This is a genomic window from Actinomycetospora sp. NBRC 106378 (genome assembly GCF_030269685.1).
In the GTDB taxonomy this organism is placed as follows: Bacteria; Actinomycetota; Actinomycetes; order Mycobacteriales; family Pseudonocardiaceae; genus Actinomycetospora.
This window is the reverse complement of sequence record NZ_BSTT01000002.1, coordinates 1-13,147: the sequence shown is the minus strand read 5'-3', so window position 1 is coordinate 13,147 and position 13,147 is coordinate 1. Positions and strand designations below refer to the sequence as shown.

The following is a 13,147-nucleotide window of genomic DNA, read 5'->3' as shown; positions in this document are numbered from 1 at the left end:
CCTCGCGGACGGAGCAGCGACCTGGCATCTGATCGCGAGGGGACGATTTGAGCGTTCTTATGGCGCGAAGGTTCCCCTCGTGCGGGGAAAGGGGTGGGCGTGACCGTGCGCCTCGGCTCCCCGGAACTGCGTGAGCTGATCGCCGGGATCGCGGCAGGCGCGGCCGAGCGGGAACGCTCCGACGTCAGCCCGTTCGACCAGGTGAAGGCCGTCGCGACGGCGGGTCTGGGGGCCCTGGCGCTGCCGGTCGACGAGGGCGGGCAGGGCGCGACGATCCGGGAGCTGCTCGGGTTCGTGATCGACCTCGCCGAGGCCGACCCGATCGTCGCGCACGTGCTGCGCACGCACTACAGCCAGACGCTGGGCTTCGTCCGGGGTGGGCACACGCGCTGGCTCGAGGAGGTCCGGGCCGGCAAGGTGTTCGGCAACGCGATCTCCGAGACGGGCGCGGTCGCCGCGGGGAACCACGACTTCACGACGACGCTGACGGAGACCGACGCCGGCTGGCGGCTCGACGGCGTCAAGTACTACAGCACCGGGACGCTGTACTCGGACTGGATCTCCGTGGCGGCCCGCGTCGAGGGCGACCGGGTGGCGACGGTGCTCGTGCCCGTCTCGCGGCCGGGGGTCGCCGTCGTCGACGACTGGGACGGCATGGGCCAGTCGCGGACCGGGACGGGGACGACGCGGTTCACCGACGTCGTCGTCGCCGACGAGGAGTTCCTCACCGTCCGGCCCCGCCACGAGCCCCGGCCCGCGTCCGACGTGCCGTTCCTCCAGCTCTACCTGCAGGCGCTGGTCGCGGGCATCCTGCGGTCGGTCGCCGCCGACGCCGCGACACTGGTCCGGTCCCGCACCCGGACGTTCGACCATGCGCCCGCCGCGCAGCCCGTCGACGACCCGATCCTGCAGGAGACGGTGGGCCGGCTCGCGTCGGCGGCCTGGGTCGCGGAGGCGGCCGTCCTCGCGGCGGCCGACGCGGTGCAGGTCGCGGAGGACGCGGTGCGCGCCGGGGAGCCCACCGCCGAGGTTGGCCGGGCGGCGTCGGTGGCCGCCAGCGCCGTCAAGGTGCATCTGGACCGGGTGGCGGCCGACGCGGCGACGACGCTGTTCGACGTCGGCGGCGCGTCGGCCTCCAGCCGGGCGAGGAACCTCGACCGGCACTGGCGCAACATCCGCACCCTGACCCTGCACAACCCGGCGTCGTACCGGGCGAGCGCCCTCGGCCGCCTCGCGATCAGCGGCGAGGAGCTGCCCCGCAACGGCTACTTCTGATCGACGACCTGCAGCGTCTCCTCGCTGACGGGCTCGGACGAGCCGACGTGCGAGCGGATGTCCTCGAGGCCCTCCCAGACGTTCACGTTCATCACGGCGAGGAGCCGATCCCGGCTGTCGAGCCAGGACGCGACGAACTCGCGGCCGTCGACGTCGCCGCTGGTCACGACGCGCGCGTAGCTGCCCTGCGGGGCGTGCCCGACGTACTCCATGCCCAGGTCGTACTGGTCGGAGAAGAAGTAGGGCGCGTCCGTGTAGGTGTCGTTGCCGCCGAGCAGCGCGGCCACGGCGGTCGCCGGGTGGGTCGACGCGGCGTTCCAGTGCTCGACGCGCAGCCGGCCGTAGGTCGGGTGGTCGTGCGCGGCGATGTCTCCCACCGCGTAGACGTCCGGGTCGCTGGACCGCAGCGAGGCGTCGACGAGCACCCCGTCCTCGACGTCGAGCCCGGCCTCCTGGGCGAGCTCGACGTCGGGGGCGGCGCCCACGCCGATCACGACGGCGTCGGCCTCGACGGTCGACCCGTCGGCGAGCCGGACCCCGGTCGCCCGGCCGTCCTCCACGACGATCTCCCCCACCGAGACCAGCGGGCGCAGCTCGACGCCGTTCTGGGTGTGCAGGTCGGCGAACACCTGCGCCATCTCCGGCCCGAGGACCTTCAGCAGCGGGAGCCCCTCGTGCTCCAGCACGGTCACGGCGGTGCCGACGCCGCGCGCGGTGGCTGCGACCTCCAGCCCGATCCAGCCGCCGCCGACGACGACGACGTGGCGTCCCTCGCCGAACTCGGCCTTGATGGCGTCGGAGTCGGCGAGGGTCCGCAGCGTGTGCACGCCGTCGGCGTCGGCCCCCGGCAGCCCGAGGGTGCGGGCGGTGGAGCCGGTGGCGAGGACGAGCTTGTCGTAGGTGAGGGTGTCGCCGCCCTCGAGCGTCACCTGGTGGGCCTTCGGGTCCACCGCCGTCGCCCGGGTACCGAGCCGCAGGGCGACCCGGTTCTCGTCGTACCAGCCCCGCTCCTGGAGGAGGATGTCGTCGGCCCCCGAGGAGCCCGCCAGGTAGTCCTTGGACAGCGGCGGCCGGTCGTAGGGCAGACGGTCCTCGCCCGCGAGGAGCGTGATGTCCCCGTCGTACCCCTGCTCGCGGAGGGTCTGCGCCGTGGTGGTCCCGGCGAGTCCGGCTCCGATGATCACGATGTGCATGACGGGAGGGTGCCTTCGGCTCGTGAGTGCTAATCCGTTCCGGGACACGGATTAGTGCTCAGCAGCCGAAGGCACCCCCCGGTGTGGAGTTCATCGGCCAGCTCAGCACCCGGTACGGCTCGGAGATCCACCCGCCGTCGGGACCCGTTCTCGACGTCGGGTTCGTGCGGCGTTTCGCCGCCGCCCACGAGGAGGCCGGGTTCGACCGGGTGCTCGTCGGGCACAGCGCCTCGTCCCCGGACGGCCTGCAGGTGGCGGCCGCGCTGGCCGCGTCGACCGAGCGCCTCGGGTTCCTGATCGCGCACCGGCCGGGGTTCGTCGCCCCGACCCTCGCCGCCCGGTCCTTCGCGACGCTCGACGCGTTCGCCGGGAGCGGCCGGGTCGCGCTGCACACCATCTCCGGCGGCAGCGACGCCGACCAGGCCCGCGACGGCGACCACGTCGATAAGGAGGGCCGCTACCGGCGCACCGACGAGTACCTCGACGTGCTGCGGCGGACGTGGACCGCCGAGGCGCCGTTCGACCACCACGGCGAGTTCTACGACGTCGCCGACGCCCAGACCGACGTCCGCCCCGGCCGACCGATCCCGATCTTCTTCGGCGGCTCGTCCGAGGCCGCGTACCGGGTCGGCGGCAAGCACGCTGACGTGTTCGCGCTGTGGGGCGAGCCGCTCGCCGCGACCGCCGAACAGATCGCGTCCGTGCACGCCGCGGCCCGGGCGGCGGGCCGCACGCAGATGCCGGGGATCTCGGTGTCCTTCCGCCCGATCCTCGGTGCCACCGAGGAGCAGGCGTGGGACCGCGCGCACGACGTCCTCGACCGCATCGTCGCAGCCGGCGGGGGCGGCGGGTCGTTCACGGGGCGGTCGTCGAACCGGCAGGGCCACGAGGCCACCCGCACCAACGTCGGGTCGCAGCGGCTGATGGCCGCCGCCGAGCAGGGCGAGCTGCACGACCGCTGCCTCTGGACGCCGACCGCGGCCGCGAGCGGCGCAGCCGGGAACTCCACCGCGCTGGTGGGCACCCCGGAGACGGTCGCCGCCGCCCTGCTCGACTACGCCGACCTCGGGGTGAGCACCTTCCTGCTCCGCGGCTACGACCCGTTCGACGACGTCGCCGCCTACGGCCGGGACCTGCTGCCGCTGGTGCGGGCGGGAGCCGTGGAGAGAGCGCTTGTGTGATCGCGGCCACAGGCGTACGTGTGGCGGTATGTCTGAAGCACACCAGCCCATCACCCCCCTGCGTCGCCACGACGCCGACGAACCGACCCGCGCGGGCACCATCTCCGGCTGGGTCGGGTCGGTGCGCATGTGGGCCCGCCAGCAAGGACTGCCCGTCTCGTCGTCGGGGCCCCTCCCGCCCGGGATCGTCGACCAGTACCGGCGGCGGCAGAGCCGCGAATAGGGAAGGTTCGGGCTCCCGGATCCGTTGTGCAGGACGAGTCGAGAGAAGGGACCTTCATGGCCACCGAGACCGCGATCCTCGCCGGCGGCTGCTTCTGGGGCGCCCAGGACCTGCTGCGTCGTCGCCCCGGCGTCATTTCCACCCGCGTCGGCTACTCCGGCGGGGACGTCCCGAACGCCACCTACCGCAACCACGGCGACCACGCCGAGGCCGTCGAGGTCGTGTTCGACGACGAGAAGATCTCCTTCCGCGAGATCCTCGAGTTCTTCTTCCAGATTCACGACCCGTCGACGCGCAACCGGCAGGGCAACGACATCGGTCGCAGCTACCGGTCGGCGATCTACTACACCTCCGACGAGCAGAAGCGCATCGCCGAGGACACCATCGCCGACGTGGACGCCTCCGGCCTCTGGCCCGGGAAGGTCGTCACCGAGGTGGAGCCGGCGGGCGACTTCTGGGAGGCCGAGCCGGAGCACCAGGACTACCTGATCCGCCAGCCGTGGGGCTACACCTGCCACTGGGTGCGCCCGGACTGGAAACTGCCGAAGCGCAGCGAGTCCGCGCAGGCCTGACGTCCACGTCACCTCCGGTTGTCGGCCCCGTCCGGCGACCGGAGGATGGACGCCCATGACGGTCGACCGCACGCGCCTGCTCACCCAGCGGCGCCACGTCGACCTCAAGCGGGTCACCGCCTGCGCGTGTCCGAGCTGACCGCCGCCCGGTGTGCTCCGCAGCTGAGCACTCAAGGTCGCTGTAGCGACCTTGAGTGCTCACGAGCGCGGAGCGCACGTCGACGTCCAGCCGAAACGGACCCCCGCACTCGTGATCACCGCCCACTGGTTCCTGCCCACCTACGGAGACTCCCGCGGCCTCGTCGGCGGCGGCCACGGCATGGCCGCCTCGGCCGCCGGCACGCCCCGCGAGGCCTCGCTCGGCTACCTCGCCCAGATCGCCCGCGCCGCCGAGACCGTCGGCTTCGAGGGTGCGCTCACGCCCACCGGCGCGTGGTGCGAGGACGCCTGGCTCACCACCGCCATGCTGGCCGCCGAGAGCGAGCGGCTGAAGTTCCTCGTCGCCTTCCGCCCCGGCGGCACCTCCCCCACGCTCGCCGCCCAGATGGGCGCGACGTTCCAGCGCCACTCCGGCGGGCGCCTGCTGGTCAACGTCGTCACCGGCGGCGAGCCCTCCGAGCAGCGCGCGTACGGCGACTTCCTCGACAAGGACGACCGCTACACCCGCACCGGCGAGTTCCTCGACGTCGTCCGCCGCCTCTGGGCCGGCGAGGAGGTCACGCTCGAGGGCGAGCAGGTCCACGTGGAGGGCGCAAAGCTCGAGCGCGTCCCCGACCCGGTGCCGCCGATCTACTTCGGCGGGTCGTCGGCGAAGGCCGGCGAGGTCGCCTCGAAGCACGTCGACGTGTACCTGACCTGGGGTGAGCCCCCCGAGCAGGTGGCCGAGAAGATCACCTGGATCCGCAAACTGGCCGCCGACGAGGGCCGCGAGGTCCGGTTCGGCATCCGGCTGCACGTGATCACCCGCGACACCTCCGACGCCGCCTGGGCCCAGGCCGAGGAGCTGCTGCGCGGCATCCCCGAGCACATGATCGAGAACGTCCAGGCCGGGCTGTCGAAGAGCGAGTCGGTCGGCCAGCAGCGGATGCGCTCCCTGCACGACGGCGGGGCGAAGACCGCCGCCGACCTGGAGGTCTCCCCCAACCTGTGGGCCGGGGTCGGGCTGGTCCACGGCGGCGCGGGCACGGCGCTCGTCGGGAGCCACGCCGAGGTCGCCGACCGCATCGCCGAGTACCACGACCTCGGGATCACCGAGTTCGTCCTGTCCGGTCACCCGCACCTGGAGGAGGCCTACTGGGTCGGCGAGGGTCCCCTGGCCGAGCTCGGCCGCCGAGGGCTGTGGACCCCGGCCGCCGGCTCCGAGGCCGCCCGCGCGCTCGACGCCCCCGCCGCGTCCGTGCCGTTCGCCGGCGCCGCCCGGTGACCGCCACCGCCGACGCCGCTCTCCCGTCCGCGAGGAGCCGCGAGGGCCGCACCGTCCTCGCGGCGTCCCTCATCGGCACGACGATCGAGTGGTACGACTTCTTCCTCTTCGCGACGGCGGCCGGGATCGTCTTCCCGCAGCTCTTCTACGGCAACGGCGACCCGACGGTCGCGACGCTGCTCTCGTTCGCCACCTTCGCGATCGGCTTCGTGGCCCGCCCGATCGGTGGGCTGATCTTCGGCCACATCGGCGACCGTGTCGGCCGCCGCAGCACGCTCATCGTGACGATGGCCCTCACCGGGCTCTCGACGGCGGCGATCGGGCTGCTGCCCACGTACGCCGCGATCGGCGTGGCCGCGCCGATCCTGCTCGTGCTGCTCCGCGTCATCCAGGGCATCGCGATCGGCGGGGAGTGGGGCGGCGCGGTCCTCATGGCCGTCGAGTACGCCCCGCCCGGGAAGCGGGGCGTGTACGGCGCGACCCCGCAGATCGGCCTCGGTCTCGGCCTCGCCCTCGGTACCGGGGCGTTCGCCCTGCTCGGTGCCGTGATGGACGACCAGGCGTTCATCGACTACGGCTGGCGCATCGCCTTCGTCGCGAGCGTCGTGCTCGTGATCATCGGATTCGTCGTGCGGCTCGCGGTCCTCGAGACCCCGGCGTTCCGGCGCCTGCAGGAGGCGGCGGAGGTCTCGCGGGTGCCGGCGGTCGAGGTCGTGCGCGATCCCGAGTCGCGTCGGAACCTCGGTCTCGGTCTGCTCGCCCGGTGGGCCGAGGGCGCGTCGTTCAACACCTGGGGCGTCTTCGTCCTCACCTACACGGTGTCGACGCTGAAGCTCCCGCGGACCGAGATGCTCGTCGCCGTCACCGTGGCGGCCGTGGTGACCGCGTTCGTCGTGCTGCTGGCCGGGTTCCTCGGCGACCGGATCGGCCGCGGGCGGGTGTTCGCGATCGGCTGCGCGGTCCTCGCCGTCGGGGTGTTCCCGGCGTTCGCGCTGCTCGGGCTGGGGTCGACGGTGGTCGTCGGACTGGTGCTGATCGTGATGCTCGGGGTCTCCTACGGCCTGACCAGCGGCGCCGAGTCGACGCTGTTCGCCGAGATCTTCCCGACGAGGACGCGCTACACCGGCATGTCGCTCGCCTTCCAGGGCGGCGGGATCTACGCCTCCGGGCTCACCCCGCTGATCCTCACCTCGCTGCTCGCCCTCGGCGGCGGCGCGCCCTGGTACGCGGCGGGCTACCTGTTCGTCGCGGCGCTGGTCAGCATCTGGGCCGCCCTGAAAGCCCGGCCGCTGGAGCACCTGTAGTGCCCTGAGCGAGCGGCACTGTCGCAGCATCTAGGTGCGCGAGGGTGCCGCTCGCTCGGTCCTGAGCGGCGATTCAGGCCGCGACCGCCCCGACCGCGTCGGCGAGCAGCTCGTAGCTACGCACCCGGTCGGCGTGCTCCGTGGTGATCGTCGTGACGAGGAGCTCGTCGGCGCCGACCGCGTTGACCAGCGTCGTCAGCCCCGCCCGGACGGTGCACGGGGAGCCGACGAACTGCGTGTCGACCCGGTCGGCGACCCCGGTCCGCTCGGCGTCGGACCACCGGCGCGCGCGGGCCTGGGCCGGCGTGACGTAGGGATGGGCGCCGCGGCCGGTGCGGATGTCGAGCACCCACTGTCCGTAGGGCGCAGCGAGCTCCCGGGCCGCCGCGTCGGAGTCCGCGACCACCACGTCGGCCGAGACCATGACATGGGGCCGGTCCAGGCGCTCCGAGGGCCGGAACGCGGCCCGGTAGGCGGCCACCGTCTCGAGGACCGTCGTCGGCAGCGTGTGATAGTTGACGGCGAACGGCAGGCCCAGCTCGCCGGCGGTCTGCGCGCTCACGCCGGGGCTCGAGCCCAGGATCCACACGTCGAGGTCGGTGCCCTCCGCCGGCAGCGCATGGACCGGCGCGCCGTCGTCGCGAGTCGCGGTCCCGTGCACGTAGGAGAGGATCTCCAGGACCTGCTCGCGGTGGTCGGGCGCCTCGCCGTCGATCCCGAAGCGCTCGGCCAGGGAGACGAAGGTGGAGAGGTCCGCCCTGGGGACCCGACCCGGCGTTGGGATCAGGAGCCCATCGACGTACCGCGAGGGCGGTGGAGGCGGCGCGTCGGCCGGCGGTGCCGACCGGGCGCGCACCATCGACAGGATCTTGTGGATGTCGAACCGGCCGAGACCGAGGTCGACCCGGCCTGGATGGACGGCGGCGACCGTGCCGAACTGTTCGGCGATCTGCAGCGGCGGGGTCATCGGCATCTGCACGGCTCCCGACCCGATGCGGATCGTCGAGGTCGCGCTCGCCACCAACCCGGCGAGCACCGGGGTCGACGAGGAGGCGACGCCGGGGTTCAGGTGGTGCTCGGCCACCCAGTAGCGGCGGTATCCGGCCGCCTCGGCCACGCGAGCGAGGTCGATCGTGTTGCGCAGGGCGTCGGCGGCGGTGCCACCGGCCGGGACGGGGCCGAGGTCGAGGATCGAGAGCGGGACGGACGAGGGCACGGTGCACCTTCCGGACGGGCGGGAACGGGGATCGGCGTCCCCGGACTCACCGCGCTGGCCGTCCGCACCAGGTCGACGTGCCGGCGCAGGGTGCCGTGACGGAGCACCGGGGTCCCCCTCTCCCGCCGCCGCGGTCAGCGCCCGCGCAAGCGGTCCGCGGCGAGGAGCAGCGCCGCGTGGGCCTCCTCGACGTCGGTGGCCGTGAGATAGGCGCACGCGATGGTCACGGCCGGGACCGCGTCGGAGGGGCCGAGCGTGAGCTGCTCGTCGAGGGCGGCGCGCAGCGCCGTCTCGACCCGGCGGCACCGCGTCCAACGTTCGCGGGTGCCCTCGGAGTCGAGGGTCTGCAGTGCCCGGATGCCGGCCGCGACGGCCCGCTCGAGCGGGTCGCGCACCGCGGTGCGGCGGCGGGTGGTGACGGTGCGGGTGGCAGGGCGGGACGCGGGCACGGGAGTCCTCCGGGGAGGGGCGGTCCGTCGTGGACCGACGAGTCGGACGGTGAGCTCAGCTCGTCCGACACCCCGCGGACACGACCCGCAGCAGATCCACGTACGTGCGGCGCACGAGTCGCGATCCGGGTCCCGTCACGCCGACCACTCTGACACGTCCGGGGCACCCGTCACCAGCCTCGTCCTGCGCACGCCGCCCTCGACGGGCCTTCGATCCAGAGCTGCCCGGGGGCGACGCGGACCGTCAGGGCGCGACCGGACCCCGCCTCGGCGGGAACCGGTCACGGGCGTCGGAGCCCCCGGGCCGCGCTGTCCGCGGTCGGGCATGGACATCCTCTCGAGAAGATGGTGGTCCGGCCTGCAGGCTGGCCCCATGGACGACGAGCTGCGCGCCGTGATCGACCTCGAGCTCCGGCTGCTCGACCTCGACGTGCGGCGGTCCCGGGAGCTGGCCGGCCCGCTGATCGACCCGGACTTCCGCGAGTACGGGGCCTCCGGGCGGGTGTGGGACCGCGAGTCGGTCCTGACGGTCGTGTTCCCCGCCGACCACGAGCCGCTGGAGGTCTCCGACGAGACGGCGGTCCGGCTCGCGGACGACGTCGTCCTGGTCACCTACCGGACCCGTCGTCGGGAACGGACCGTGCTGCGCAGCTCGGTCTGGCGACGGGATCCCGGCGGGCCGTGGCGGGTGCTCTTCCACCAGGGCACGCCGGTCCCCACGGAGAGGTAGCGATTCCGGACGCCCAGGCCTCGGATTCGCTCCCTCTCCTCGGCACCCGGCACGGCGCCGTCGACGCACCGCGATCAGCTGTACCAGGTGGGCTGGGGCAACTCTCCGGTCAGCACGAACCGGCCGACCTCCCGGCGCTTGTAGGCGACCGGGTCGTGCAGCGAGTGCGTGCGGACGTTGCGGTAGAACCGGTCGAAGCCCAGGGAGGCCCGGGTCGCGCGGGCCCCGGTGAGCTCGAAGATCGTGTTCGCGGCCGCCAGGCCGACGTCCGTGGCGACCGCCTTCGCCGCGGCCACCCGGACCTCGTGCTCGCCACGCGCCTGCTCGGTCAGGGCATCGGGGTCGCGGTGGATCTCCTGCTGCTCGAGGGCGACGGCGTCGGCGAGGGCCTCGGCCGCCCAGAGCTTCGCCGTCAGGTCGCCGTAGCCGTCGATGACGTAGGGCTCGTCCGTCGCGCGTTCCTGGCCGCCGTGCAGCCACGGGCGTGTGGTGGTGCGGGTGTACTCCGCCGCGGTGTCGAGCGCGCCGCGCGCGATCCCCAGGTAGAAGTTGACGAACACCAGCTGGATCACCGGGACGTTCAGGGTGTTGTAGACCCGCGGCTGGTAGACCTTGTCGCGGAAGCCGGCCGCCAGGTCCCACGACACCCGCACCCCGTCGATGGTGACGCCGCCGGACTCGGTCAGCCGCTGGCCGATGTTGTCCCAGTCGTCGTGGTAGACGATGCCGGCCTGCTTCGAGGGGACGATCGCGAAGACATGCGTGTCGGTGCCGGAGATGACGCCCTCGAGGACGGTCACGTCGGAGACGTTGCTGCCGGTCGAGAACGACTTCTTGCCGTGGAAGACGAGCTCGTCGCCCTCGTCGTGGATCACCACGTCGTCGTCCCGGGGGTTGACCGCCCCACCGAAGAACCACTGCTCGGCCGTGGCCTGCGTCTCGACGGCCTCGATCTGCTCGGGGGTGCCGACGAGGCGCGCCGCCCAGAACCACAGGTAGTGGTAGCCGAGCAGCTGGCCGATCGACCCGTCGCCGGCGGCGACCTCCCGGACCACCCGGTAGGCCACCGTCCAGTCCTGGCCCCCGCCTCCCTGCGCCGTCGGGCCCAGGAGCGTGACCAGGCCGGACCACTTGAGGACGGCCACCTCGTCGTAGGGCGTCGCGCCGGCCGCGTCGCGCTCCGCGGCGTCCACCTCCAGGATGCGCCGGACGAGGTGGGCGCGCTCCAGCCACTCGGCGCTCGTGCCCGGGACGGGTAGAGCCACGAAGTCGGCCCCGCCGTCGCGGGCGGCCGTCACGAAGGGCTCGAGTACCTCGGTCATGGGTGTCCTTCCACCAGGATGTGCGCGCCTCGCCGACGCGCGTGGGATCCGGCCGCGGGACCGCACGGTGGTGCGGGCGCCGGGCCGGGGACGGCGTGCGGGGACGCCGGGGAGATCGCGCGGACGACGCGCGGTGCGGCGGCGCGCTCAGAGGGCGCCGGGGACCGTCGAGGTCAGGGGCGACAGGCGCTGGAGGCGACCAGCAGCAGGTCGACGTGCAGACGCGCCGTCAGCAGTGCCGGGATCAGCACCTCGGTCGGTCGGCTCACGGGCTCCACCGAAGCGGAGAGCCGCGCACCGTGTCAACGGACCCGTCCCCGGAGGGAGGTCGCGGTCACATCCGCGTCCTCCCGGCTTGCCCCGGCGTTCCCCGCGTGACGACGATGGCCCGCCGCCGACCTGCTACGACGAGGTGAGACCCGTGCCCGGACGCCTGGTGCGCCGCCTGCACGTCGACCTCGGGCGACGCTGCAGCGCGGCCTGTCCGCGCGGCTGACCGTCCCGCGACCGGCCCCCGGTGGGCCCTCGTCCGCGGCGCGCCGTCGCCCGCCCGGGCGCCGGTCTCTCGACCCCCCGACACCCAGGAGCTCGCCATGGCGGACAGCACGTACAGCAAGACCGAGATCGTCGGCACCTCGGAGAAGGGCATCGACGACGCGATCCGCGGCGCCATCTCCCGTGCGTCGTCGACCCTGCAGGACATCGACTGGTTCGAGGTGAGCGAGATCCGCGGTCACGTCGAGAACGGCGAGGTCGGGCACGTGCAGGTCACCCTCAAGGTCGGGTTCGCCCTCACCGACACGAAGTGAGCACCTCCTCCGCGGGCGGCTCCTGCCTCCGTTGACCTGCCGCCGCCCGCGGAGGACGGTGGATGCGTGCCGCTCCTGACGCGTCGGCGTCACATCGACCTCGAGCGGGTCTGCTCCGCGACCTGAGGCGGGCCCTCGCGCCCACCCGTCGTCGTGAAACCCCAGGAGTACAGCCGTGCCCGTCGAGTTCCTCGGTATCGCCGCCACGAACGACGGATCGGAGACCGGAGCCCGCAGCGGCCCCGCCTTCGACCCCGAGTACACGCTGCGCCTCGCCCGCGCCCACCGGGACCACGGCTGGGACCGGGTGCTCACCGCCTACGGGTCGGGCAGCCCCGACCCCGCGCAGGCCGCCACCTACATCCTCGACCACGTCGAGGACCTGCAGCTGCTGGTCGCGCACCGGCCCAACCTCTCGATCCCGACCTTCGCGGCGAAGACCTTCGCGACGATGGATGCGATCAGCGGCGGCCGCGTGACCGTCCACGTGATCACCGGCGGCAGTGACCACGAGCAGGCCCGCGAGGGCGACCGCCTGTCCAAGGACGAGCGCTACGGCCGCACGCGGGAGTACATGCAGATCCTCAAGCAGGCGTGGACGCGCACCGAGCCGTGGGACTACGCCGGTGAGCACTACGCCTTCGAGGACTTCGTCGCCGACGTCCGCCCGCTGCAGTCACCGCGGCCGAACCTGAGCTTCGGCGGCTCGTCGGCCGCCGCCTACTCCGTGGGCGGGGCGGAGGCCGACATCTACGCCCTGTGGGGCGAGCCGCTGGCCGACACCGCCGAGCAGATCCGCACCGTGCACGCGGCGGCGAGAGCCGCGGGGCGCACGACGATGCCCCGCATCCAGGTGGCGTTCCGCCCGATCCTCGGCGCCACCGAGGAGGCGGCGTGGGAGAAGGCGTACGCGACCGTGGCGCGTATCGAGGAGCGGACGCAGGGCGGGGCGGTGCCGCTGACCAACCGCCACCGCCTGCAGAACCCCGAGAACGCCGGCTCCCAGCGTCTGCTCGCCGTCGCGGCGCGGGGCGAGCGGTTCGACCGCGCGCTGTGGACGGTCACGGCGAAGGCGACCGGGGGCGGGGGGAACTCGACGGCGCTGGTCGGGACGCCGGAGACGGTCGCCGCGGCACTGGTCGACTACTGGGACCTCGGCGTCGACATCCTCTCGGCCCGCGGGTACGACCTCCTGGCCGACGCCGAGGAGTTCGGTCGCGAGGTCATCCCGCTGGTCCGGGCCGAGGTGGCGCGTCGCGAGGCCGAGGGGCGACCGCGACAGGTGGCGTAGCCCCGTGAGCACTAATCCGTGTCAGGGGACGGTGTCTGTGCTCAGGACATCGAGGACAGTTGATGTCTCAGCACATCGCGGACACTGAGCAGGCCCGCTGGGTGGGTTGGTCACGGTGGTGACCAGCCTGCTCGGCTGTGGGCAGGACAGGGTTCGAGA

General features: G+C 73.3%; 14 protein-coding genes. 10 read left to right on the top strand and 4 right to left on the bottom strand.

What is annotated here, in order from left to right; translation table 11 throughout:
- Window positions 1–99: 99 nt before the first annotated feature.
- The gene (locus QSK00_RS04465) at window positions 100–1,275 is read left to right on the top strand and encodes an acyl-CoA dehydrogenase family protein (protein ID WP_285588022.1); all 1,176 of its coding nucleotides are present in this window, start codon (window positions 100–102) and stop codon (window positions 1,273–1,275) included.
- Here the strand turns inward: QSK00_RS04465 and QSK00_RS04460 are convergent.
- Window positions 1,266–2,468, bottom strand: coding sequence for an NAD(P)/FAD-dependent oxidoreductase (locus QSK00_RS04460; protein WP_285588021.1), 1,203 nt, complete (start codon window positions 2,466–2,468; stop codon window positions 1,266–1,268). The genes QSK00_RS04465 and QSK00_RS04460 overlap by 10 nt on opposite strands.
- An 83-nt stretch (window positions 2,469–2,551) precedes the next feature.
- Here QSK00_RS04460 and QSK00_RS04455 point away from each other — a divergent pair, with 83 nt between their 5' ends.
- From QSK00_RS04455 to QSK00_RS04435, 6 genes are all read left to right on the top strand, one after another.
- The gene (locus tag QSK00_RS04455; RefSeq protein ID WP_285588020.1) at window positions 2,552–3,649 is read left to right on the top strand and encodes an LLM class flavin-dependent oxidoreductase; all 1,098 of its coding nucleotides are present in this window, start codon (window positions 2,552–2,554) and stop codon (window positions 3,647–3,649) included.
- 28 nt (window positions 3,650–3,677) lie between these two features.
- On the top strand, window positions 3,678–3,872 hold the full coding sequence (locus QSK00_RS04450; RefSeq protein WP_285588019.1) for an Lsr2 family DNA-binding protein: 195 nt from the start codon (window positions 3,678–3,680) through the stop codon (window positions 3,870–3,872).
- Between the two features lie 56 nt (window positions 3,873–3,928).
- A complete protein-coding gene (gene msrA / locus QSK00_RS04445) occupies window positions 3,929–4,444 on the top strand; it encodes a peptide-methionine (S)-S-oxide reductase MsrA (protein WP_285588017.1) in 516 nt (171 codons plus the stop codon).
- A gap of 55 nt (window positions 4,445–4,499) precedes the next feature.
- Window positions 4,500–4,583 (top strand): putative leader peptide, encoded by an 84-nt coding sequence (locus QSK00_RS30375; RefSeq protein ID WP_352231104.1) that lies wholly within the window; start codon window positions 4,500–4,502, stop codon window positions 4,581–4,583.
- A 111-nt stretch (window positions 4,584–4,694) separates the two neighbouring features.
- Complete coding sequence (locus tag QSK00_RS04440) at window positions 4,695–5,867, top strand: LLM class flavin-dependent oxidoreductase (RefSeq protein ID WP_285588015.1); 1,173 nt, start codon at window positions 4,695–4,697, stop codon at window positions 5,865–5,867.
- Entirely contained in the window at window positions 5,864–7,171 is a 1,308-nt protein-coding gene (locus tag QSK00_RS04435) for an MFS transporter (protein ID WP_285588013.1), read from the top strand. Before QSK00_RS04440 ends, QSK00_RS04435 begins: the two co-directional genes overlap by 4 nt.
- A gap of 73 nt (window positions 7,172–7,244) precedes the next feature.
- On the opposite strand, the gene QSK00_RS04430 is transcribed toward QSK00_RS04435, so the two are convergent.
- Together QSK00_RS04430 and QSK00_RS04425 are read right to left on the bottom strand one after the other, a co-directional pair.
- Complete coding sequence (locus QSK00_RS04430) at window positions 7,245–8,387, bottom strand: LLM class flavin-dependent oxidoreductase (protein WP_285588011.1); 1,143 nt, start codon at window positions 8,385–8,387, stop codon at window positions 7,245–7,247.
- Window positions 8,388–8,521: 134 nt separating this feature from the next.
- Window positions 8,522–8,836 (bottom strand): hypothetical protein, encoded by a 315-nt coding sequence (locus QSK00_RS04425; RefSeq protein ID WP_285588009.1) that lies wholly within the window; start codon window positions 8,834–8,836, stop codon window positions 8,522–8,524.
- A 373-nt stretch (window positions 8,837–9,209) separates the two neighbouring features.
- Here QSK00_RS04425 and QSK00_RS04420 point away from each other — a divergent pair, with 373 nt between their 5' ends.
- Window positions 9,210–9,566 (top strand): nuclear transport factor 2 family protein, encoded by a 357-nt coding sequence (locus tag QSK00_RS04420; RefSeq protein WP_285588007.1) that lies wholly within the window; start codon window positions 9,210–9,212, stop codon window positions 9,564–9,566.
- Window positions 9,567–9,640: 74 nt separating this feature from the next.
- On the opposite strand, the gene QSK00_RS04415 is transcribed toward QSK00_RS04420, so the two are convergent.
- The gene (locus QSK00_RS04415; RefSeq protein WP_285588005.1) at window positions 9,641–10,888 is read right to left on the bottom strand and encodes an acyl-CoA dehydrogenase family protein; all 1,248 of its coding nucleotides are present in this window, start codon (window positions 10,886–10,888) and stop codon (window positions 9,641–9,643) included.
- Between the two features lie 593 nt (window positions 10,889–11,481).
- Here QSK00_RS04415 and QSK00_RS04410 point away from each other — a divergent pair.
- Both QSK00_RS04410 and QSK00_RS04405 read left to right on the top strand, forming a co-directional pair.
- Complete coding sequence (locus QSK00_RS04410; protein WP_285588004.1) at window positions 11,482–11,697, top strand: dodecin; 216 nt, start codon at window positions 11,482–11,484, stop codon at window positions 11,695–11,697.
- Window positions 11,698–11,872: 175 nt separating this feature from the next.
- A complete protein-coding gene (locus QSK00_RS04405; protein WP_285588003.1) occupies window positions 11,873–12,988 on the top strand; it encodes an LLM class flavin-dependent oxidoreductase in 1,116 nt (371 codons plus the stop codon).
- Window positions 12,989–13,147: the final 159 nt, after the last annotated feature.

Bases quoted from the DNA above. Each gene is read 5' to 3' on its own strand.
- QSK00_RS04410 (WP_285588004.1), top strand. From the start codon at position 11,482: ATGGCGGACAGCACGTACAGCAAGACCGAGATCGTCGGCACCTCGGAG.
- QSK00_RS04420 (WP_285588007.1), top strand. From the start codon at position 9,210: ATGGACGACGAGCTGCGCGCCGTGATCGACCTCGAGCTCCGGCTGCTC.
- QSK00_RS04415 (WP_285588005.1), bottom strand. From the start codon at position 10,888: ATGACCGAGGTACTCGAGCCCTTCGTGACGGCCGCCCGCGACGGCGGG.
- QSK00_RS04460 (WP_285588021.1), bottom strand. From the start codon at position 2,468: ATGCACATCGTGATCATCGGAGCCGGACTCGCCGGGACCACCACGGCG.
- QSK00_RS30375 (WP_352231104.1), top strand. From the start codon at position 4,500: ATGACGGTCGACCGCACGCGCCTGCTCACCCAGCGGCGCCACGTCGAC.
- QSK00_RS04450 (WP_285588019.1), top strand. From the start codon at position 3,678: ATGTCTGAAGCACACCAGCCCATCACCCCCCTGCGTCGCCACGACGCC.
- msrA (WP_285588017.1), top strand. From the start codon at position 3,929: ATGGCCACCGAGACCGCGATCCTCGCCGGCGGCTGCTTCTGGGGCGCC.